The sequence below is a fragment of the Streptococcus sinensis genome, assembly GCF_000767835.1.
GTDB classification, from domain to species: Bacteria; Bacillota; Bacilli; order Lactobacillales; family Streptococcaceae; genus Streptococcus; species Streptococcus sinensis.
This window is the reverse complement of the sequence record NZ_JPEN01000106.1, coordinates 1-20,609: the sequence shown is the minus strand read 5'-3', so window position 1 is coordinate 20,609 and position 20,609 is coordinate 1. Positions and strand designations below refer to the sequence as shown.

Genomic DNA, 20,609 nt, shown 5'->3' with positions numbered 1-20,609 from the left:
CAGTACAGAACCAAATCCTTTCACTAATATTTTTTGTCCAACTTTTTGGGGTCAGTACACATTGGCAGATTTTTTCGTTAGATTAAAACATACTTTTCAATAGCTTTTGCGACACCGTGCTGGTTGTTGCTATAGGTCTCTGTCCGAGCGTCCTCTTTTACTTCCTGAGGGGCATTGCCCATGGCGACTCCCAGACCGGCCATTCGCAGCATCGGAAGATCGTTGAAGTTGTCCCCGATCGTCATGACCTGCTCCAGCGGAATCTGATAGTGGTTAGCCACTTCCAGAAGGGCGTGCTCTTTTGACACGTGTTTATGCGTGACTTCCAGATAATTGTCCTTGGACAGGTAGAAGGCTGTATTGGGGAAATCCAGCGTTTGCAAGTAAGCATGCAGTTGCTGGATAACAGCTGCTTCATCAATTAAAAGCAGTTTATGGGCTGGAATGAGAGCATCCAGAACGGGTAGCAGAACATTTTGAATAAGAGGTTGCTCACCTGTAATGTTGGCTTCAATTTGAACCCATTTATCCAAACGTTCAGTAATCCAATCTTTACCAGAGTAGAGACTGATGGAAACACTAGGAAACTCGGCCTTGACAAGTTCCAGAAAAGTGTGGATTTCTTTTTTATCCAATGGATGCTCGATAATCGTTTCGTACTGATTTGAATCGCCTTTGATAATCAGGGCACCGTTGTAGCAGGCTAGAGGATTATCACCCAGTCCCAGCTCACGCGCAATTGGCTCCATTCCCAGAGGAGAGCGGGCAGAAGCTAGGACAAAGGGAATGTTTTCTTTTTTCAGCAAGGGAATCTGTTCCCTCAGTTGCGAATCTACTTGGTGCTGGTCATCAAGGATTGTGCCGTCAATGTCGCTGATAATCAAACGAATATGTTGCTTGGTCATGGTCGCTTCCTCCGTAAGCTATAAAATGAAATCTTGTAGAGCTAGTAAATGATGGTGACTTTCCCAGCCAGAAGAGCTTCTAGCTCAGGGCTGGGTTTTTGATCCGTGATCCAGTAGTCAAAATCACTGATATCTCCTAAAATATAGGTTGCTTCCTTCTGAACTTTGGCCTGCTCGGCCAGCAGAATCTTTGTCTTGGCTTGCTTGAGGGCGAGCTTCTTCAGATAGGCATCTTCTTGGTCTTCAAAGCTGACTTGGCCATTTTTTAGCCCTGCAGCTCCGATGAAGGCCAGCTCGAAAGAAATACTTCTGAGCAGCTCGGCTTCATTGAGGGCGTAGTAAAAGCGATTTCTCGGATAGAACTTCCCACCTAAAAGATGGAAATCAACCCGCTCCTGATCACTCAGCATGATGGCATTATCCAAAGAATGAGAAAAAATCGTCATTGGTTGCTGAACTTGCTGAGCCAGCTTAAGAACCACCGTTGACACATCAAAGAAATTGACCTGATTGGGTTTAAGAAAGTCCAGAGCCTTCTGAGCGATAGCCTTTTTTTCTTGGTTTAGTTGGCCGACGCGGTCGTTGAAAGAAGGGATTTGCCGACTATTTTCTAAAGGAATAATCCCGCCATGGGTGCGCTGAACCAGTTTTCGCTCGCTTAAAATTGAGAAATCGCGGCGGATGGTGTCCTTGGAAACCTGAAAATAGTCCACCATGTCCTTGGCTGCCAGCTGCCCTTTGTCCTCCAAAAGTTTCAGCATTTTTGAAAGCCGCTGCTCCTGATACATCTTCTTTATCCTTTCTTCATATTTCTAAGACAATCATAACACACATTTTAAGTTTTTAAAAGGTTTTTTAAGGAATTTTAAGTATTTTTATCAAAAATAAGAAAAGTTCTTTTGAAATTATGTTATAATCAAATGAAAATCAAGCGGATAAGATGAGGGAAAGATGATTTCAAGTGAATTTCGAAAACTAATGGAAGAAGACACAGTTGCAACTGCCAAGGCTCTTTTAGGCATGCAGTTAATTTTAGACGGCCAAGTCTTGGGACGAATTGTTGAAACGGAAGCTTATCTGGGACAGCAGGACAGTGCCTGTCATTCTGCTGGTGGGCGCCGCTCTCCTAAAAATGAATCCATGTATCTGACTGCCGGCCATTGGTATGTCTATCAGATTCACGGCCATCAGATGCTGAATCTGGTGACTAAGAGTGAAAATATCGCCGAGGCTGTCCTGATTCGGGCTTTGGAATTGCCAGATGGGCGCCTTTTGGCCAATGGACCTGGGAAGCTGACTAAGTACGCTGGCATTGACAAGCGTTTTGACGGTCAGAGCTTAGGAGGAAGTTTGCAGCTAGACGAGGATTGTAAACCGGTTCAAATCGAAAGTCGGTCGCGGATTGGTGTCACCTGCACAGACGCATGGCGGCAAGAGCCCTTGGGTTTTTATGTTGCGGGCAATCGGCATGTTTCTAAAATTGCTAAGAAAAATTTACTGGCCGACCAAGAAACTTGGCAGCAAAAAACTCCTGATGGAGAATCAGAAGTTTTATAAAATCTTGTCAAATTTTTCTATGTAGAAGACACTCAAGGCCATAACGAGGGTCAGACCAAAGAGAATCAAAATGGCTGGTGTCCAAGAATGGAACAAATCAAAGCTGTAGCCAAAGAGGCTAGGACCGAAGGCAGCTAGGATGTATCCTCCAGTTTGAGCCAGTCCGGATAGTTGGGCCGTTTGCGCAGGCGTAGAGGTCTTGAGGGAGAAGGTCACCATGAGATAGGGGAAGAGGGCACTGACAGACATGCCAATGAGGAGATTAAGAACCAACCAGTAAGCAAAGGAATCTGTCCGAATCAAGAGCATGGCAATACCAATCAGGCCTGCTGCGGAAACCAGGCTAATCATGACCAGACGTTGACGAGCTTTCAAGCGAGGAGTCAGACTAGGAATAATCATGGAGAAGGGCAGGCTAATCAAAGAAAACACAGCTGCTAGGAGACCTGTCGTATCCGTAGAAAGTCCAGCTTGCTGCCCCAAGGTCGGCAGCCAAGTCATAGTGGTATAAAAGAGTAGTGACTGTAAACCACCAAATAAAATCAAGGCCCAGACTCTTGGATTTTTCAGAAGAGCGCCTAGGTGTTGCTTTTTCTGATGTTTACTAGCCAAGTGATGGCTGTACTTGATATTGGGCAGCCAAACCAAGAGGATTATGAGGCAGATTAGGGTTGATACCCAGATGAGACCTTGCCAGGAACTCATTTGAACGATGGGAACAGCTAGAGCAGAAAGAATCGTAATCGATAGCCCCATAGATGTGATGTAAAGGGTTGTCAAAAATCCGATTCGATGTGGCTGATTGGCCTGAATCAGGCTTGGAAGAAGGACATTTAAGACAGCAATAGCCGCTCCTAAAATAATAGTTCCCGTATAGAGTAAGGGAAGATTAAACACGCGAATCAGCGAGCCTAGAGTTAGGACGACTAGCACAAGTGCAAACAGCTTTTCCAAGCTCATCTTTTGCGCCAAGCGCGGAGCAAAGACCGAGCAGAGGGCAAACATAATCAAAGGCAGACTAGTCAAGAGACCCAGCGAACTAACCGGAACCTGCAGACCTTCGGCAATATCCGTCAAAACGACAGGCAAAACAGCAAAAGGTGCCCGTAAGGCAATCCCAATCATGATAATGCCTGGGATTAAAAATGGTGAATGTTCTTTTTTCATAAGTTATCAATCTCCTTTCGTGCATCAAGGGACGATTCTACCACATCTTTTCTGAAAATGATACGGCAAATTGCGGATTAGTTCATCAAGTCCAGAAAATAGTGGGAAATCGTGTCTTCGTCCACCTGCTTTCTTTGCTGCAACCACCAACTAACCGTCTCAACAAAAGTTGATGTCACATAATTTTTGAGAAAATGTTCAGGAAGATGGCTCTTTTCCTGCAGTAATTTCTGCTGAATCATGGGAAAGAGATAGCGTTCCAGCTCGATTTTCAGGCGGTTGATGAAGTAAGTATTTTTATCCAAGAGAAGGGTGGCTATCCGATCCTGATTTTTCCGAAAGTGATGGAAAATATGGGCTGTCGCTTCAAATAAGTCCCGACCTTCTGAGCGCTCGATAAAGGTATGCTGAAAGAGATCTTGGCAGAGTTCCTCCAGCAGAGCTTCCTTGGTCTCGAAGTGACTATAGAAGGTAGAGCGGCCTACATCTGCTAGGTCAATGATTTCCTGAACGGTGATGCTTTCGTAGCTTTTCTGATTGAGCAGGCTGATAAAGGCTTGGTAAATGGCTGCGCGTGATTTTTTTACTCGTCTATCCATGGAAATTCCGTACAAAAAGAGCTTTTTGTCTGCTAACAGACAAAAGATATGAACTGCCTCTTGTTTCCTTTCTAATAATAGTAGATAATATAATTGAACAGAGTGTTCGGTATTGATTACATTATACCATAAGTATTATTCATTTAGGAAAATAAATAAGGAGGTTCGCATGAAATCCAGTAGAAATATGACAATTGCCTTTCTGTTAAACTTTTCTTTTGCCATTATTGAATTTATCTTTGGCCTTCTCTTTAATTCCAGCGCTGTCTTAGCGGATGCGGTTCATGATACCGGAGATGCTCTAGCTATTGGCTTATCGACTCTTTTTGAAAAAATTTCCACAAAAAAAGAAGACCGAGAGTATACCTTGGGTTATAAACGTTACAGCTTGCTGGGAGCCATGTTGACCTCAGTGATTTTGCTGGTCGGATCAACCTTGGTTATCGTGGAAAATATTCCTAAATTATTTGCTCCGGAGAAGGTGAATTATGATGGCATGTTAGTTTTGGGGATTGTCGCCATTGTCGTCAATACAGCAGCCAGCAGAGTTGTCAGCCATGGACACAGTCACAATGAATCCATTCTCAGTCTGCATTTCCTTGAGGATATTTTGGGCTGGATAGCAGTTATCGTAGTTTCCCTCATCTTGCGCTTCACCGACTGGTATTTCCTAGATCCTCTGCTTTCTCTCTTCATCGCAGGCTTTATTCTCAGTCAGGCCCTGCCAAAATTCTGGGAAAATATCCAGATTTTCCTAGACCATGTGCCTAACGATGTTGATCTCAGTCAGCTTTATCAGGAAATAGCAGCATTGGAAAATGTGCGAGCCATTACCCAGCTCAATGTTTGGACGACAGATGGTTTAGAAAAATTTGCCATGCTCCATATCTGTCTGGAAAATCCAAATTTGCTGGCTGAGACACAGGATACCCTGCGCCAGAAGCTACACACTTACGGCATTGCTAAAGTGACTATTCAGACCGATGAAAGCTTGCAGGAACACCAAGAATATTGTATTGGTAAAGAATAAGCCAGCTCCCCAGAGAAATTCTGGGGTTTTTGTTTGCGGAAATTAAAAAAATTTTCCAAAATAGCACATAAATTCTTGCCTTTTGTTATCAAATGTGATATATTTATAACATAAAGGATGTGAGATATTTCTAACACTCAAATAGTGAAATGACTAAAAAAGGATGTCAGAAGATAAATCATCTCTCAAAAAATTTATTACTCTTCTATTTTTTACAGCTTTCTAGCTGATGAAAGGAGTTTGTCATGAAAAAAAGTCAAAAAACCGGTGGCCTCATTGCGATGATTGCTACGGCTCTATTTATTGATTTCAATGTTTTCTTTGGTTCCAATCTTAATTGGGGGCCTAAGTTGATTATTCTCGGTATTTCAGTTTCAGCTCAGATTGTAGCCATTTGGGGTTGGCTGCACATGAAACCATGGCAGAAGAAAGATAAAGAGAAGAGAAATTTTGACTTATCTGCAAAACTGTATTCGCTGCTTGTGTTAGCAGCAAGCATTTTTTATACAGTAGGGATTTGGGTTTCGACTCCAAGCGAAGGATCCGGCATTAAAGAATGGATTTTAAGAATCGGCTTAGCTATTGAAGCGATTGTATTTGGTTTTTTCTCTTTGAAAAATATCAAGGAAACTCCAGACGAACGCTTCTATGCTAATCTAGCCAAGGCAGCAAGCTTGATGTTTGTCTTGATTCTCGTTGCACTGATGATGCTGGCAGTTATCAGTGGCTACATAGGTTCTCTCACTCTTTCCATGGGCCCAGTATTTATTGCTATAGCAGCCTTGATTTGCATCTTTGCAGTTGTCTATTTTATCTTTGAAAGGAGAGGATAGACATGGCCAAAGAGAGTAAGATTATCACCAATCTCAAATCTGTCCGCGAATCCATTGGTATGACCCAGCAGGAGTTGGCTGATCGCATTGGCATACGACGTGAGACGATTCTGCATCTGGAAAATAACCGTTACAATCCCTCGTTGGAGATGGCCCTCAAAATTGCTCAGGTTTTTAATTTGCAGGTGGAAGAACTTTTCCAACTAAAAGAAAAAGGAGAAAGATCATGAAACAACTTATTTGTCCTCACTGTGGTTCAGAGGAATTTATCACTTGCCAACAGCCTAAAGGTTATGCTGGTATCACTTCTGTAGATAAAAAGATTACTTTTAATGGACAAACCCTTTATCACGACATTTGCAAACACTGCGGTACTGTAGTGCGAAGCTATGTGAAAGATGTAGAGAAATTGTCTTAAAGAGAAATCAGGCACTTGAAATAAATGAACATTGAATATAAATGAAGTGCTAGAAATTTGGTTACTCCTGTGCAAGGTGAAATAACCTTGCACCGAAACCAGACTCATTTTAATCAGTTAACATTCAGTTTATTTCATCGAAAACAAAAAAGCCTTTGAAACGTTGATTTCAAGGGCTTTCTTGATGTCAATGATTTCACTTTTTCCTATCTATTTCTATGAGAGACTTGAAGTAAGTAGAAAAATATCTTAAAAATGGTATAATATGAGCGACTATTTACGGAGAATAAAATTTATAGAGGTGTTCCATTGGAAAATTGTGTTTATATTGTTTCTGGACCTCCAGGTGTTGGAAAAAGCACGGTCAGTAAAGAATTAGCTTACTCTTTTGACAAAAGTGCGGTAATAGAAGGTGATATGATTTATTTGATGATTAAAGGCGGATTAGTAGCACCCTGGGAAGATGATGGCTATTATATGGATTTATTCTGGGATAATATCATCAGTCTGACTAATAATTTCATCGACAGAGACATCACAGTCGTTATAGAATATGTCATCTTTGAGGAACAACTGAAGAAAATCGCGGAGTTCTTAAAGGCAAGACAGATAAACTTAAAATACTGCGTCTTGTTAGCAGAAGAAGAAACACTTAGAGACCGAGATTCTTCTAGAGAAGAAATTGAAAGAACAGGCGATTTATCTATCCAGTCAAGAAATGAGTTCTTAACTAAAAATATTGAGGAAAATCATTTGCTGTATACAGATGATTTGGACGTCAAAGAAACAGCACATATCATAAAAACTTCGGATAGATTTTTAGTTGATTAAAATTGAGCTTGATAGCTGGGAATTAGAAAGTAAAGAGATAAGACGGGTTTATAAGCTGGCAAGTAGATTGATTGTATGACAAATTTGAATTTATTAAGGTGTGCATATGAAAGAAAAAAGACCTGATTTTGGAGATATAAAATCATTTGAAGAATTTAATAGATACTATTGGTATCGAGAAGAACTTTCACAAATTTGTAAGTTCCTTGGATTAGAGTATAGATGTACGAAGCAAGAATTGAACTATATTATCGAACAATATTTTAGGGGAAATAAAGTAGAAAAATTTTTGAGTAAAGGAAACAAAAGTCAAGTCGAAGTGATAACCTTGGAGACTCCGTTACTTAACTGTGGTTTTTCTTTTAACCAAAAATTTCGAGATTATTTTTCAGCTGTAACAGGCATTAGTTCGTTTAAATTTAGTGCTGATATGGCAACGGCTTGGCGAAAAGTAAAAAGGGATAAAGATATAACATTCACTATTCAAGATATGATTAAAATATATTATGGTGAGTCAGATTATGCCAAGTATGATAGTTCGGCTTGCCAATGGAATCAGTTTCTAAAAGACTTTTGTTTAGATGAATTGAGCGATTGTTATTCTAATAAGTTAAAAGTTGCAGCTATTCTCTGGAAAGAGGTTAGAAACTCGATACATGAAAAAGTTTACTCACGGGAACTTTTAAAAAAGTATGAATCTAAAGTAGAGGAATACCGGAAGTAAACAGATTCCAGCTTGTCGAGCTGAATAAAGCTGAGCACATAAATTTATAAGCTGTTTTATTATAATACAATGGTAAAATAGATGTTGGAGTGAGCATGGAAAAAAGAGGAGCCTCATAATGAAGTTCCTCTTACTTTTGATTGTCCGAATCCGTATTTTCATTTCAAATAAAGGTAGTGAAAAAGGTAGTGAAAAAGGTAGTGATTCGATTGATTTATATTGCGATGTACTGAATTCAAGAAAAATAAAAAACGCTTGAAATGAACCGCACCCCAAAAGTTAGACATAAAAAATCTAACATTGGGGTGTTTTATAATGAAATTGCGTTATAAAGCTAAAGTTCAAATCTATGAACTAAGGAAACAAGGGATCAGCTTAAAGCGTCTTTCAGAAAAAATATGGAATTAATCTTTCAAATCTTTCCAGTTTGTTTGATATTGAGATTTCATTAACTGCCCAAAAGGAAAAAAGGGAGGAGGAGAGTACCTACCTGATAGTATTGTTAGACAAATAATGTCCATCAACAGAGATGAAGTCAAAAAATTAAATGTTAGAGGGCGTAACCTTGATGAGCATATTGAAACAGTAGATTTAATATCAAATAAAATAATGGAAATAATTGATTTTCCATATGATGAAAAGAGAACATTGAATCCTGCTTCGGTATTTTCAGAGATGTCTTTAAAGTATTCGGATAATAAATACAAGGTGTTGAGAAACAAATGAAAAGTATCAAACGTAATAGGTTTTGGATTATATATTTAATCATAGCAGTTTTTATCGGTCTACTTAGTGTTCCTTTATCTAAAAACTTTACTAAAATATCCAAAGGATACGTATTTATCTAAAAAGGTAGTGAAAAAGGTAGTGATTCGATTGATTTATATTGTGATGTACTGAATTCAAGAAAAAGAAAAAACGCTTGAAATCAGCGTTTTCCTTCTGTATTGATTCGTAGTGAACCCTTATTTCACTTCTGTAAACACGACGTGTTTGCGAAGTTTTGGTGAGTATTTCTTCAATTGAAGACGGTCTGGAGTGTTACGCTTGTTTTTAGAAGTAAGGTACAAGCGTTCACCAGATGCTTTGTGCTCAAGTGTGATATTTACGCGCATGATATCTCCCTTCTATTATTCAGCTGCAGCAGCTTTAGCGATCTTACGTCCTTTGTAGTATCCTTTGAGGGATACACGGTGAGAACGTGAGTAATCTCCAGTAGTTTCGTCAAAGTTTACAGATGGAGCTGTTACTTTGTAGTGTGTACGACGTTTGTTTTTCTTCGCTTTTGAGGTGCGACGTGCAGGTACTGCCATTTTAGTTTCTCCTTTTAGAATGTAATTCGATGCAATCTCATGATTTTCATCAACTTTAACAGTATATCAAATCTTTTTTGTAAAGTAAAGTTACTTGACAGATTTTTTTGATTTTCTTTTTGGGAATGGCAGAGCTAGTTGCTAAAGGGTTGTTGCTTGGCAGATGAGGCTGGCACACGGGTTCTTGTTTTTCAAAAATTCTGAAAATTTAAAAATTTTCCTCTGTAAAAGTGGGTGAAAGTGTGCTATAATAAGGGTTACAAGAAATAGAGCAAGGAAAGGGAAAGACATGACAGATAAGGTAGATACACGCCACAGAAGCAAGATTTATGACAGTATGGTCAAATCTCCCAACCGTGCCATGCTGCGGGCGACGGGGATGACGGACAAGGATTTTGAAACACCTATTGTCGGGGTGATTTCGACTTGGGCGGAAAATACGCCTTGTAACATTCACCTGCATGACTTTGGTAAGTTGGCCAAGGAAGGAGTGAAGGAACAAGGTGCTTGGCCGGTTCAGTTCGGTACGATTACAGTATCGGACGGGATTGCCATGGGGACACCGGGGATGCGCTTCTCTTTGACTTCACGCGACATTATTGCGGATTCGATTGAGGCAGCCATGGGTGGGCACAATGTGGATGCCTTCGTGGCTATCGGAGGCTGTGATAAGAATATGCCTGGCTCCATGATTGCCATTGCTAATATGGATATTCCAGCTATCTTTGCCTACGGCGGAACCATTGCACCGGGCAATCTGGACGGCAAGGACATTGACTTGGTTTCCGTATTTGAAGGAATCGGGAAGTGGAATCATGGCGATTTGACCGCTGACGAAGTGCGCCGCATTGAGTGTAACGCTTGCCCTGGACCTGGCGGCTGCGGCGGTATGTACACAGCCAATACTATGGCTACGGCTATTGAAGTCCTAGGTATGAGCTTGCCGGGTTCCTCTTCTCACCCAGCAGAATCCCAAGATAAGAAAGACGATATCGTGGAAGCTGGCCGAGCAGTTGTTCGGATGTTGGAAATGGGGCTCAAACCATCTGATATTTTGACCCGCGAAGCCTTTGAAGATGCCATTACAGTGACCATGGCTCTAGGGGGCTCTACCAATGCTACTCTGCACTTGTTAGCCATTGCCCATGCGGCGAATGTGGAGCTGACCTTGGATGATTTCAATGTTATTCAGGAGCGCGTGCCGCATTTGGCGGATCTGAAACCATCTGGTCAGTATGTCTTCCAAGACCTATACAATGTCGGCGGGGTGCCCGCTGTCATGAAATATCTCTTGGCTAACGGCTTCTTGCATGGTGACCGCATTACTTGTACGGGTAAGACCGTGGCTGAAAACTTGGCCGACTTTGCTGACTTAACACCTGGTCAGAAGGTCATCATGCCGCTTGAAAATCCGAAGCGGGCAGATGGACCGTTGATTATCCTGCATGGTAATCTGGCTCCAGACGGCGCTGTTGCCAAGGTTTCTGGTGTTAAGGTGCGTCGCCATGTCGGACCAGCCAAGGTCTTTGACTCAGAAGAGGCTGCTATTGATGCGGTGTTGGCTGATGAAGTAGTAGATGGCGATGTTGTCGTGGTTCGCTATGTTGGACCAAAGGGTGGACCTGGTATGCCGGAAATGCTGTCACTTTCTTCTATTATCGTAGGTAAAGGTCAAGGAGACAAGGTGGCTCTTCTGACAGATGGCCGCTTCTCAGGCGGTACTTACGGTTTGGTTGTTGGGCACATTGCTCCGGAAGCTCAGGATGGCGGGCCGATTGCTTACCTTCGCACTGGCGATATGGTCACGGTTGACCAAGACACCAAGGAAATTTCCATGGCAGTCTCTGATGAAGAGCTCGCGAAACGCAAGGCAGAAACGACTATTCCACCGCTTTACAGCCGCGGAGTGCTGGGTAAATATGCCCATCTGGTATCTTCTGCAGCCAAAGGTGCTGTTACCGACTTTTGGAAACCAGAAGAAACAGGTAAAAAGTAAGCAATACTACATAAGATGACAAAACCGCTCGAAAATGTTTCGGGCGGTTGTTTTTGTTAGGGTTAGAAAGTCGCTTAATGGGATAAATGAGGCTAGAAAACTAGCTAAGCAGAGAGCTATCTCGGACTAATCCCCAGCGCAATACGGCCGAAGCGGCTGATACGGGTGATTTTCCAAGCGGGGGACCAAGTGACTTCAACAGAGACGGTTTTGATACCTTCGATTTTCTTGAGAGACTCGACAATCTCGACGGGAACGGTCTCGGTACAGCCGCAGGCTGTATCAGTAAAAGTCATGACAAGCTTGCAGTGACCAGCCTCATCGAGGTTAATTTCATAGATGAGACCGAGATTGTAGACGTCCAGCTCGACCTCGGGATCGTAGATGGTTTCGAGTTTCTTGATTAATTCCTCTTGGATGGCTGCGGCGCGGTCGTTGATTTTGATATCCTCTCTCATTATCGGTCCTTCTTCCTATTTTGAATTGGTCTTATTTTCTCATAATTCTGACAATTTTTCAAGAAATTCTTAGTAAATGAAAACGGATTTAGTCCTTATGGAGGAAAAATCCTCTTTTGGCTCCTCAAAATGATGGACTTATGGTAAAATATAGGTACTAAAGAAGGCGGAGGTCAGAAGATGAAATTACAAAAACCTAAAGGAACTCAGGACATTCTTCCTCAAGAATCAGCCAAGTGGCAATATGTAGAAGACTTTGCCCGCAAGACATTTAGAAAATACAATTACGGCGAAATCCGCACGCCGATTTTTGAGCATTATGAGGTAATTAGTCGCTCGGTCGGAGATACGACAGACATCGTGACCAAGGAAATGTATGACTTTTATGACAAGGGGGATCGTCATATCACGCTGCGTCCGGAAGGGACAGCACCTGTGGTGCGTTCTTATGTAGAGAATAAGCTTTTTGCCCCTGAGGTGCAAAAGCCAGTCAAGGTCTACTATATGGGCTCTATGTTCCGCTATGAGCGGCCTCAAGCTGGTCGTCTGCGGGAGTTTCACCAGATTGGTGCGGAGTGCTTTGGTTCTAATAATCCTGCGACAGATGTAGAGATGATTGCCATGGCTGCCCAATTTTTTAAGGATATCGGTATCACTAATGTCAGCTTGGAGCTTAACTCGCTGGGGAATCCTGAGAGCAGAGCTGCTTACCGTCAGGCCTTGATTGATTATCTGACCCCGCTTAAGGCTGGTCTCTCCGTAGACAGCCAACGTCGCTTGGAGGAAAATCCATTGCGCGTGCTGGATTCCAAAGAGCCCGAAGACAAGGCGGCAGTAGAAGGTGCGCCGTCAATCCTAGATTATCTGGATGAAGAGAGCAGTGCTTACTTTGCGGCTGTTCGCTCCATGCTTGAGACCTTGCAGATTCCTTATGTTATTAATACCAATATGGTTCGCGGACTGGATTACTACAACCACACGATTTTCGAGTTTACGACAGAGGTGGCTGGTAGCCAACTGACCATCTGTGCTGGTGGCCGTTATGACGGGCTGGTTTCCTACTTCGGCGGTCCTGAAACACCAGCTGTCGGCTTTGGTATGGGCTTGGAACGCTTGCTCCTGGTGCTGGACAAGCAGGGAGTGGAGTTGCCGATTGAGGCTGGCTTGGATGTGTATGTCGCTGTTTTAGGGGCTAGCGCCAATGGCAGTGCTTTGGAGCTGGTACAGGCTCTTCGCGCACAAGGATTTGCAGCGGAGCGGGACTACCTAGACCGCAAGCTCAAGGCCCAGTTCAAGTCAGCTGATAGCTTTAATGCTAAAATCCTTATCACACTAGGTGAGAGTGAGGTCGAAAGCAATCAGGTGACTGTGAAAAATAACAGAACACGTCAAGAAGTGACAGCTAGCCTGACTCAACTTATAGAAGATTTTCAAACTGTTTTTAAAGAATTAGGGTTTTAAGAGACGCTTATATCTTGCTAAGTAAGCCTTTAAAGCTGAAAATAAACTGATACTAGCATCTTGGACTAAAATCTAGTTTAGATTGGCTTTAATTTTCTGTTTTTCATGAAAAATAGATTTATTTCTAATAAAAAGCTTGAAACTAAACTCATTTATTGGTACAATAATATTATCATTAATAAAAAAAGGAGATTCTCATGGCTTTAATTAAATTGACTCCAGAAGAATTGCGTGCTTCAGCACAACGTTACACAGAAGGTTCAGAAAGTGTGGATCAAGTGCTTACAAGCTTAACTCGTGAACAAGCAGTTATCTCTGAAAACTGGGATGGTTCTGCATTCGATAGTTTTGAACAACAATTCAACGAATTGTCTCCAAAAATTAAAGAATTTGCACAATTGCTTCAAGACATTAATGCTCAGTTGATTAAAGTTGCTGATATCGTTGAACAAACTGACCAAGACATCGCAGCACAAATTCGTTAATTTTTTATAAACGGCTTTAGGAGGGCGAGAGCCTTCCTATTTTTATATCATACAAATATTGAGAATTGAAAATAGATAAATGGGAAATAAGAGACTTTTAAAGTATATAGGAAATAGTTTACTGGTTGTTTTTTTGCTCTTTACAGTAATTGTTTTGAATATATCAGTGCAAAAAAACACGACAAGCAGCAATGATACTAAGCTAAAAACCAGTCAACAGACTAAGCTTAATGTAGCTATTGTTAATGAAGACCAGTCTGTGCGCGTGGATAAAAAAGAATATAATCTTGGTGCTAGCTATGTAAAAAATATCGAGCGAGACAATTCACAAAATTGGTTTGTTGTGACACGCGGAGCAGCGGATTCTGGTCTGGAAAAAGGGAAGTATCAGTTGGTTCTGACCATTCCGAGTGACTTTTCTGAAAAGATTCTAGATATCAACAATATCAATGTGGACAAGACAACAGTGGCCTACAAGGTCAATGCATCAGGAAATTTGCAGGTTGAAAATGATGCGAATAAGCTAGCAAAGGATATCATTGCTGACCTCAATAGTCAGCTGGTTGATATGTATATGGCTAGTATCCTGAGCAACCTTTATACTGCTCAGCAAAATGTACAAGCCAGCTCTCAAGTGCAAGCAACCAATATTGGTACTTACCGAACTAATCTGCTAGGGACGGCTACTAACTCAAAAAACATCTTTCCAACCCTTTTTAGCATGTCTAGTTCCTCTGTGGATGCTAACAATGCTTTGAAGACGACCTTAGAAAGCTATTCACAAGTTTTTGACCATCTAGATAGCTCGCAGTCCACTTATGGCAAGAATTTTGATGGCCTACTCAAGCAGCGGGGGGAAGACAAGATCAGCCATGGAGAGTTTATGAAGCAGTTGATGGAGATGGATGCAAAGTATTTGGATGCAGAGACCCAGGAACTATATAGGACTTTAAAAAATACTCAGGAAAGTCTGACAACTCAGCTAGGCGAAATAGGTCAAGATAATTCTGGTGCTGACAATCTGGGCAACCAAGTCACTGCTTTAGAAGCTGCTTTGACGGCAGAACGAGCTAAACTAGATGCTCACAAGGCAGTTATAGAAACCTTTGTTACCGAAAAGATAAATACGTACTACGGTTTGGAAAAGGGAGACACTCTTACTCTGGAAAAGGTGCTGAACACAGCCAATCTTGAAGAATTGAATGATGCTGAGAGTGTAGTAAAAGATCAATTAGCTATGGCTGTAGCAGCCTTGCCAGCTGAAAATTTCAGCGGTCAGTCATTTTCTGAGTTTGGTATTTCCCGTGTCACTATTCCGAATCTGGATTATAGTACTGTCGGACAGTTCGGTACACCAACTAACGGAACCACTTCTGCTGAATTGGCTGGTTTAGTTAGTCAGGCTACTGTAACTAGCGAATCTGCTGGTCAGACTGGAACAACAGCGCGAGTTTCCTGGGAAGCTCCTGCAGGGGTGACAATTCATTCTGTGTCCTATGATGGTACTAACATCACATCTGGTCAGGAACTTAATCTGAAGACTGGTGGAACTTTTGTGGTACATTACAGTGTGGCCCATGCTTCCTCTAGTACTTCAACAGAAGCTACCGATACTACCACTAGTACTTCAACAGCTACTACCAATGTTCCCACCAGTACTTCAACAGAAGCTTCCATTAACATATCTCTTGATGGTATCCAAGCTATCAGTACCCCTATAGATGTTCAGGGAGTGCGGAATGCAGCAGCGGCTTATGCCCAAAAAACGCAGGAGATTGCTTCTGCTTATACGCGTGTGCAAAGTTTGCTGAAGGTTTACGATTCATTGCAAAATCTGAAAAAAGGCTCTATGAACAAAGTCCTGAGTGATCTTTTAATAGGAGCCATCCAGGATAATTTGTCTACTTATCAAGCTAGTCTTACTCTGGATGAGAATGGTAAGTCAGACGCAAGTGTTCAGAAAAAGATGGATGATTCTATCGGTCAGCTGAGGGAAAAGATTGCAACTGTTAGATCCAATAATGAAACATTGGGACAAATAATTGAGAGCCAAATTAATCTCTATGGCGATTTGAAGACTCGTCTAGCAAATATCTCTACTGCGAAAGGTAATAATGAAGCAGCTTTTGCTAAGACGGATTCTGAGTTGACCTTGCTTAATTCTGAGTATAGTTCTCTGCTGACAGAAACGTCTAGCGTGAAGTCTTCCTCTCAGAATAACATTAAAGCAGCTGAGTCTGTAAATCAAATCTTTACTAACCTTAATCGCGAATTGGCTAATGCTCAAAGTAGCACTGAAAAATTATCCCATGATGCGGATTCTTTGATGGCGCAATTTAATGAAGAATTGGCTGCTAATGGAAACTTTGTCGAGTCCTTTGTCAAGGTTCTCAATAATGCCTATGAAAATGGTGTGCCGAATGAAATTCTTCTCAAGTTCTTATCTAGTCCAGTGGCACAAAGTTCTTCTTCTGTCAAGGCAACCGTCAATGTTTACCGTCCCTTCACTTGGATTTTGCTTCTAGAGATTGTTAGTCTATTTACAGCGTATCTCTTTGCGACACAAAATGTTATCCGCAAGGTCAAGGATAAGTTCAAATTGGACAGACTGCATGATACGGATATTATGAATGTCGGCATTTTGTCTTTCCTAGCTCTAACTATCGGATTAATTATTGGGATTGTGTCTAGTATTCAGCTTCAGGTTGGTCGTGAATATGTGCCATCATGGGTCTTGCTGATGGTTTCGGCTGGTTTCATCTTAATCCAAGGACAGTATCTGTTACTCAAGCATTTCCGTGTTATTGGTATGGGGCTTACCTTCTTTATGATGATTAGCTTTGTCTACCTCTCAAATGCGATTGGCACGACAGCTAGTCTGACAGGGTTCCCAGCCTTTATCAAGGATCTTAATGCTCTGTCAGTCTTGGAAAGTCTGCTTTCAGGCTACTTTGACGGACAGCCTGCTGGCTTCTTTGTCTTCTTTGCGATGTTGATTGTTTTAGTTCTCTTACTTGCAGCCAATATCTTTATTAGAACAAGAAGTCTTCAATATCAAATGACTCAAACTGAAAAAGTATAGAAAAATAAGGATATGAAAAAAATACTTCTCTTACTTCTTACCTTGGGAGCATGTGCAGCAGTCTCGATGGCTGCTGCAGATGACCTGAAGGACAATAGTCTACAGATTGATAACTCCCGACTTGAGAAGGAAGAGGAGTTGAATTTTGGTGTGCAGTCCGAACAAATCAAGGAGCTTTTCAACGAGGCGACTCAAAAGAAACTGCAGGAAATCCAGCATTATCAAGATGAACAGTTGATCACCGAAAGGGACCAGCTGTTTTCTGCTATACAGGGGTCAGTGAAAAAATCGCCTGAAGAACAGCTATTTCAACATAATTCTCAAAATTTATCCAAATTCCAGACAAATATGGAAAATGAAGAGACCAGTGACTGGGGTGATTTTCTGCCTGGGATGTTCTATGCAGGCCTCGTTATAGTGATTATTGGAGCAACGGGTGTTGTCAGCTACCGAGTGGCAACAGCAGAGATGGATTAGCTTGGCTTTGGAAGGTTGAGTCTGTATAGTCGTCAGAGGTAGGTCAATAATAATCGGAGAAGGATATATAAAAAAGGAGAAAGGTGAGAGATGGAACAGCATATCAATATTACCCTACGTTTGCAAGATCGAGATGTTGATATTCGGATTCCCCAGCGGATTGAGGTGCGTCGGCTTATTCGGGAAATTGATAGTATTTTTAATCCCGGAACGGAACGGAAAAAGTACCAGCTGCGGATTGTCAATAAAGGCTTGTTGCTGGATGAAGGCAAGTATCTGTCGGATTATCCTATGACGACAGGAGATTTAGTAGAGATAGAGGAGATACCAGGTGACTGAGGAAAGATTTGTCTTTGGCGAACAGCCATTTATCTATGAAAAAAATGAAACAAATTGGCAGCTGAGTCTTAAGCGCTCAGATGTGGCCAGTCAGGATTTGCGGGAATTATTGCTCTTGGATTTGCATCATCCTCTCTTTTTAGAGCAGGCTATGGTGGCGGATGAAGATAGTGTGACCTTTACCTATGAGCTGGAGTCTCATGGTCTTAGCTATGAGGAGCTCAAGACTCGTACGATTTCGGAGCGGATTCGGTTGGCTCTCAATGTTTTTGCCTTGGAGGCAGCTTTAGATTTGCCGGTTACTTTTCTTTTGCATCCAGCCAATCTTTTTATTACTAAAGATGCCCAAGCCAAGATTGCCTATCGAAGTGTACCGGGGATTATGACACCCCAGTCTCTATCAGCAGAGGACTTTTTGCGTCAGGCTAAGTGTTTTGCAGTAACACTCTTTAGCGACCTAGATTTTATGGACCTTTATAATGGCTCACTGGAATTGGAAACTCTGCCAGACTTTTTGAACGAGCTGCGCCAGACAAAGGACTTAACTACTGCGGTAGCTGTTTTGGAGAAGTATTATTTGGAAAAATCAGCTCAGGAAAAGGCGGATTTAGTCTTGGTACCAAGCAGACGGCACCGGGTCTTTAAGCTGGCCACTATCTGGTTGACAGTGAGCGTGGTTCTGCTCTTCATTCCACTTATCTACCTGATTTTTTTGCAAAATCCCTTTAAAGAAAAACTTTTGCAGGCAGACACGGCCTTTATCAAGGTGGATTACAGTGGAGTTATTACAGAACTAGAAGGCATTGCTCCATCTAGCCTACCGAATACTCAAAAGTATGAATTAGCGTACTCCTATATCCAAGGGTTAGAATTTTCTTCTGATCAAAAGAAGGTTATCCTTAATAATGTCACTCTCAAGTCGGATGAGCTCTACTTGACTTACTGGATTCAAATCGGTCGTAACAGCTTTGAAGATGCGCTGGATACTGCTAAACGGATCAATGACAGCGACCTGATCCTCTATGCCTTGACTCAGGAAATCAAGCAAGTTCGTGAGGATGACAAGCTATCAGGTAAAGACCGAGAGGCTAAACTAGAGTCCCTAGAAAATGAGTATAAGAAATACTGGGATAGCCGAAGTGAACTCTTGGCGAGTGAGTCTAGCTCTAACACATCAAGCCAACAAGAAGAAGTCTCTGAAAACAAGTCCTCATCTGAGACGAAATCCAGTGCGTCCTCCAGCAACTAAAACAGGCCAAGGAGTGAGAAAACATGACAAAACAAGTAATTTTCTATACACAAGGTCTGCGTTATGAAGTAGAGCTGGGAGCAGACAAGACAGTCCTGCTCGGCGCAACGGAGAAAGCTCAAGTTTATCTCCATCAACAAGATAGACCAATCCAACTCAAGGCAGATGGCGAGGAAGTCTTCTACCAATATGGTGAGGAAGCAGGCGTCGTGAAGGATGGTCTGATGCTAGGGGAAGTCGTCTTTTATCTGCGGGATGATGAACCACTAGTTTATGACCTCTTAGACAAACAGGAGATCCGCATCGGTTCTCAAAAAGGGGCTCTTATCAAACTGGACGAAGGCATTGAGCTTCTCTTGCAAAAGTCTCAGGGCAACTGGATTCTGACTCGACTTAAGGGAGACTTTTATCGAAATAATCACTTAGAAAAGACGAGTCAGCAGGTTCTTAGCTTCGGTGATGAAATTAGCATTGGTTCTGTGACCATTAAGTTTTATCCTGATGAAGTCTGGATACAAGGGCCAGCTCAGACTGGTAGCCAACTGGCGTTAAGAGAGCCGTCTCGTTACGGATTTTATGAGGATTATCCGGATTACCACCGTTCTCCACGGATCATCTACCGGGGGAGTGAGGATAAGATTCTGCTCAATCCGCCAGGTCAAGAGCCTCATAAACCGAGTGATGAGCTCTTAAAGCTAATCGTTCCACCGCTCTTGATGATTGGGGTGGTCATTCTTATTACTCTCATCCAGCCGCGGGGAATTTATATTCTGGCTACTATGGCTATGTCGGCTGCCAGCATTGTCTTCTCGGTTCGTGGCTTTATCAAAAACCGCAAGAAGTATAAGGCCGACAAGAAAGAAAGGGTAGACCTCTATCACCTCTACTTGAAAGACAAGGCTATGGAATTGACCAAGCTTGAACGGGAACAAAAAGAAGGGATGCACTACCACTTTCCGACAGTGTTGGAGTTGACCGACTTGGTTGAGAGCTATAACCATCGGATTTATGAAAAGACACCGCTCCATTTTGACTTTCTTTACTATCGTCTGGGTCTGGGCAAACTCCCAACCAGTTACCAGCTGACCTATGGGCAGCAGGAACGTAGTGGTAAGAAAGATGCGCTGGAAGAGGAGGGGTATGCCCTCTACACTCGGCATCGGAAAATTCCGGATATGCCCATTCCAGCTAATCTCAGTCATGGACCAGTGGGCTATATCGGTCCTCGAAATTTGGTCTTAGAACAGCTACAGCTGCTGGTTATGCAAATCGCAACCTTCCATTCTTATCACGATGTGCAGTTTATCACCATTCTGCCTGAGGAAGAGCGGGCTCAGTGGTCCTGGATGCGCTGGCTCCCCCATGCTAAGCTTCAGGAGCTGAATGTCCGTGGTTTCGTCTATAACCAGCGGACGAGAGATCAGGTTCTAAACAGCCTAAATCAAATCTTGAAACTACGACGCGCCCAGCAGGAAGAGGCGACTCGTCAGGAAAGCACGCTCTTTCATCCCCATTATGTGGTTCTGATTACGGATGAGAAGCTGATTTTGGACCATGTTATCATGGAATTCTTCACAGAGAATCCGACAGCTCTGGGTTGCTCGCTTGTCTTCGTGGAGGACGTGATGAGCTCGCTGTCTGAGAATATCCAGACGGTTATCAATATCAAGGACCGCAATACGGGA

22 protein-coding genes and 2 pseudogenes are annotated in these 20,609 nt (G+C 42.3%); 17 read left to right on the top strand and 7 right to left on the bottom strand.

Annotation, left to right across the window (positions count from 1 at the left end; genetic code table 11):
- Positions 1-77: 77 nt before the first annotated feature.
- Together SSIN_RS09115 and SSIN_RS09110 are read right to left on the bottom strand one after the other, a co-directional pair.
- Complete coding sequence (locus SSIN_RS09115) at positions 78-905, bottom strand: Cof-type HAD-IIB family hydrolase (RefSeq protein ID WP_037618191.1); 828 nt, start codon at positions 903-905, stop codon at positions 78-80.
- 41 nt (positions 906-946) lie between these two features.
- On the bottom strand, positions 947-1,693 hold the full coding sequence (locus SSIN_RS09110; protein WP_037618189.1) for a DeoR/GlpR family DNA-binding transcription regulator: 747 nt from the start codon (positions 1,691-1,693) through the stop codon (positions 947-949).
- Between the two features lie 163 nt (positions 1,694-1,856).
- Between SSIN_RS09110 and SSIN_RS09105 the strand changes: the two genes are divergently transcribed.
- Positions 1,857-2,462, top strand: coding sequence for a DNA-3-methyladenine glycosylase (locus SSIN_RS09105; protein WP_037618187.1), 606 nt, complete (start codon positions 1,857-1,859; stop codon positions 2,460-2,462).
- On the opposite strand, the gene SSIN_RS09100 is transcribed toward SSIN_RS09105, so the two are convergent.
- A complete protein-coding gene (locus SSIN_RS09100; protein ID WP_037618185.1) occupies positions 2,457-3,629 on the bottom strand; it encodes a CynX/NimT family MFS transporter in 1,173 nt (390 codons plus the stop codon). The genes SSIN_RS09105 and SSIN_RS09100 overlap by 6 nt on opposite strands.
- Positions 3,630-3,706: 77 nt before the next feature.
- Positions 3,707-4,228: a TetR/AcrR family transcriptional regulator gene (locus SSIN_RS09095; RefSeq protein ID WP_037618183.1), complete on the bottom strand. Its 522-nt coding sequence runs from the start codon at positions 4,226-4,228 to the stop codon at positions 3,707-3,709.
- Positions 4,229-4,397: 169 nt separating this feature from the next.
- Here SSIN_RS09095 and SSIN_RS09090 point away from each other — a divergent pair, with 169 nt between their 5' ends.
- From SSIN_RS09090 to SSIN_RS10090, 8 genes and pseudogenes are all read left to right on the top strand, one after another.
- Positions 4,398-5,258, top strand: coding sequence for a cation diffusion facilitator family transporter (locus SSIN_RS09090; RefSeq protein ID WP_037618181.1), 861 nt, complete (start codon positions 4,398-4,400; stop codon positions 5,256-5,258).
- Positions 5,259-5,503: 245 nt separating this feature from the next.
- The gene (locus SSIN_RS09085) at positions 5,504-6,091 is read left to right on the top strand and encodes a DUF3796 domain-containing protein (protein ID WP_037618179.1); all 588 of its coding nucleotides are present in this window, start codon (positions 5,504-5,506) and stop codon (positions 6,089-6,091) included.
- 2 nt (positions 6,092-6,093) lie between these two features.
- A complete protein-coding gene (locus tag SSIN_RS09080; protein WP_037618178.1) occupies positions 6,094-6,321 on the top strand; it encodes a helix-turn-helix transcriptional regulator in 228 nt (75 codons plus the stop codon).
- On the top strand, positions 6,318-6,509 hold the full coding sequence (locus tag SSIN_RS09075; RefSeq protein WP_037618175.1) for a hypothetical protein: 192 nt from the start codon (positions 6,318-6,320) through the stop codon (positions 6,507-6,509). The genes SSIN_RS09080 and SSIN_RS09075 overlap by 4 nt, the downstream gene beginning before the upstream one ends.
- Positions 6,510-6,818: 309 nt before the next feature.
- A complete protein-coding gene (locus tag SSIN_RS09070; protein WP_037618173.1) occupies positions 6,819-7,340 on the top strand; it encodes an AAA family ATPase in 522 nt (173 codons plus the stop codon).
- A gap of 106 nt (positions 7,341-7,446) precedes the next feature.
- On the top strand, positions 7,447-8,064 hold the full coding sequence (locus SSIN_RS09065) for an SAP domain-containing protein (protein ID WP_037618172.1): 618 nt from the start codon (positions 7,447-7,449) through the stop codon (positions 8,062-8,064).
- A gap of 315 nt (positions 8,065-8,379) precedes the next feature.
- Positions 8,380-8,460, top strand: a pseudogene (locus SSIN_RS10990) (transposase); the annotation flags it as partial.
- 117 nt (positions 8,461-8,577) lie between these two features.
- A complete protein-coding gene (locus tag SSIN_RS10090) occupies positions 8,578-8,790 on the top strand; it encodes a hypothetical protein (RefSeq protein WP_052076781.1) in 213 nt (70 codons plus the stop codon).
- A 239-nt stretch (positions 8,791-9,029) separates the two neighbouring features.
- Here SSIN_RS10090 and rpmG read toward each other — a convergent pair whose 3' ends face one another.
- Together rpmG and rpmF are read right to left on the bottom strand one after the other, a co-directional pair.
- On the bottom strand, positions 9,030-9,179 hold the full coding sequence (gene rpmG / locus SSIN_RS10390) for a 50S ribosomal protein L33 (RefSeq protein ID WP_003026692.1): 150 nt from the start codon (positions 9,177-9,179) through the stop codon (positions 9,030-9,032).
- A gap of 15 nt (positions 9,180-9,194) precedes the next feature.
- Positions 9,195-9,377 carry a 50S ribosomal protein L32 gene (gene rpmF, locus SSIN_RS09055; RefSeq protein WP_000290416.1) on the bottom strand — a complete coding sequence of 61 codons (183 nt, stop codon included), beginning with the start codon at positions 9,375-9,377 and terminating at the stop codon, positions 9,195-9,197.
- A 289-nt stretch (positions 9,378-9,666) separates the two neighbouring features.
- On the opposite strand from rpmF, the gene ilvD reads away from it, so the two are divergent.
- On the top strand, positions 9,667-11,373 hold the full coding sequence (gene ilvD, locus SSIN_RS09050; protein WP_037618162.1) for a dihydroxy-acid dehydratase: 1,707 nt from the start codon (positions 9,667-9,669) through the stop codon (positions 11,371-11,373).
- Between the two features lie 116 nt (positions 11,374-11,489).
- Here the strand turns inward: ilvD and SSIN_RS09045 are convergent, their stop codons facing one another.
- Complete coding sequence (locus tag SSIN_RS09045; protein WP_037618159.1) at positions 11,490-11,831, bottom strand: metal-sulfur cluster assembly factor; 342 nt, start codon at positions 11,829-11,831, stop codon at positions 11,490-11,492.
- A 180-nt stretch (positions 11,832-12,011) separates the two neighbouring features.
- Between SSIN_RS09045 and hisS the strand changes: the two genes are divergently transcribed.
- From hisS to SSIN_RS09010, 7 genes and pseudogenes are all read left to right on the top strand, one after another.
- Entirely contained in the window at positions 12,012-13,292 is a 1,281-nt protein-coding gene (hisS, locus tag SSIN_RS09040) for a histidine--tRNA ligase (RefSeq protein WP_037618157.1), read from the top strand.
- A 197-nt stretch (positions 13,293-13,489) separates the two neighbouring features.
- On the top strand, positions 13,490-13,777 hold the full coding sequence (locus SSIN_RS09035; protein ID WP_037618154.1) for a WXG100 family type VII secretion target: 288 nt from the start codon (positions 13,490-13,492) through the stop codon (positions 13,775-13,777).
- A gap of 79 nt (positions 13,778-13,856) precedes the next feature.
- Positions 13,857-16,859 (top strand): type VII secretion protein EsaA, encoded by a 3,003-nt coding sequence (gene esaA / locus SSIN_RS09030; RefSeq protein WP_037618151.1) that lies wholly within the window; start codon positions 13,857-13,859, stop codon positions 16,857-16,859.
- A gap of 12 nt (positions 16,860-16,871) precedes the next feature.
- Positions 16,872-17,336 carry a type VII secretion protein EssA gene (essA, locus tag SSIN_RS09025; protein ID WP_037618147.1) on the top strand — a complete coding sequence of 155 codons (465 nt, stop codon included), beginning with the start codon at positions 16,872-16,874 and terminating at the stop codon, positions 17,334-17,336.
- Positions 17,337-17,426: 90 nt separating this feature from the next.
- The gene (locus tag SSIN_RS09020) at positions 17,427-17,675 is read left to right on the top strand and encodes an EsaB/YukD family protein (protein WP_037618144.1); all 249 of its coding nucleotides are present in this window, start codon (positions 17,427-17,429) and stop codon (positions 17,673-17,675) included.
- Positions 17,668-18,924 (top strand): type VII secretion protein EssB, encoded by a 1,257-nt coding sequence (gene essB / locus SSIN_RS09015; RefSeq protein WP_037618142.1) that lies wholly within the window; start codon positions 17,668-17,670, stop codon positions 18,922-18,924. The genes SSIN_RS09020 and essB overlap by 8 nt, the downstream gene beginning before the upstream one ends.
- Before the next feature lie 23 nt (positions 18,925-18,947).
- Positions 18,948-20,609: pseudogene (locus tag SSIN_RS09010) on the top strand (type VII secretion protein EssC); the annotation flags it as partial.

Bases quoted from the DNA above. Each gene is read 5' to 3' on its own strand.
- SSIN_RS09115 (WP_037618191.1), bottom strand. From the start codon at position 905: ATGACCAAGCAACATATTCGTTTGATTATCAGCGACATTGACGGCACA.
- SSIN_RS09110 (WP_037618189.1), bottom strand. From the start codon at position 1,693: ATGTATCAGGAGCAGCGGCTTTCAAAAATGCTGAAACTTTTGGAGGAC.
- SSIN_RS09105 (WP_037618187.1), top strand. From the start codon at position 1,857: ATGATTTCAAGTGAATTTCGAAAACTAATGGAAGAAGACACAGTTGCA.
- SSIN_RS09100 (WP_037618185.1), bottom strand. From the start codon at position 3,629: ATGAAAAAAGAACATTCACCATTTTTAATCCCAGGCATTATCATGATT.
- SSIN_RS09095 (WP_037618183.1), bottom strand. From the start codon at position 4,228: ATGGATAGACGAGTAAAAAAATCACGCGCAGCCATTTACCAAGCCTTT.
- SSIN_RS09090 (WP_037618181.1), top strand. From the start codon at position 4,398: ATGAAATCCAGTAGAAATATGACAATTGCCTTTCTGTTAAACTTTTCT.
- SSIN_RS09085 (WP_037618179.1), top strand. From the start codon at position 5,504: ATGAAAAAAAGTCAAAAAACCGGTGGCCTCATTGCGATGATTGCTACG.
- SSIN_RS09080 (WP_037618178.1), top strand. From the start codon at position 6,094: ATGGCCAAAGAGAGTAAGATTATCACCAATCTCAAATCTGTCCGCGAA.
- SSIN_RS09075 (WP_037618175.1), top strand. From the start codon at position 6,318: ATGAAACAACTTATTTGTCCTCACTGTGGTTCAGAGGAATTTATCACT.
- SSIN_RS09065 (WP_037618172.1), top strand. From the start codon at position 7,447: ATGAAAGAAAAAAGACCTGATTTTGGAGATATAAAATCATTTGAAGAA.
- SSIN_RS10090 (WP_052076781.1), top strand. From the start codon at position 8,578: ATGTCCATCAACAGAGATGAAGTCAAAAAATTAAATGTTAGAGGGCGT.
- rpmG (WP_003026692.1), bottom strand. From the start codon at position 9,179: ATGCGCGTAAATATCACACTTGAGCACAAAGCATCTGGTGAACGCTTG.
- rpmF (WP_000290416.1), bottom strand. From the start codon at position 9,377: ATGGCAGTACCTGCACGTCGCACCTCAAAAGCGAAGAAAAACAAACGT.
- ilvD (WP_037618162.1), top strand. From the start codon at position 9,667: ATGACAGATAAGGTAGATACACGCCACAGAAGCAAGATTTATGACAGT.
- SSIN_RS09045 (WP_037618159.1), bottom strand. From the start codon at position 11,831: ATGAGAGAGGATATCAAAATCAACGACCGCGCCGCAGCCATCCAAGAG.
- hisS (WP_037618157.1), top strand. From the start codon at position 12,012: ATGAAATTACAAAAACCTAAAGGAACTCAGGACATTCTTCCTCAAGAA.
- SSIN_RS09035 (WP_037618154.1), top strand. From the start codon at position 13,490: ATGGCTTTAATTAAATTGACTCCAGAAGAATTGCGTGCTTCAGCACAA.
- esaA (WP_037618151.1), top strand. From the start codon at position 13,857: ATGGGAAATAAGAGACTTTTAAAGTATATAGGAAATAGTTTACTGGTT.
- essA (WP_037618147.1), top strand. From the start codon at position 16,872: ATGAAAAAAATACTTCTCTTACTTCTTACCTTGGGAGCATGTGCAGCA.
- SSIN_RS09020 (WP_037618144.1), top strand. From the start codon at position 17,427: ATGGAACAGCATATCAATATTACCCTACGTTTGCAAGATCGAGATGTT.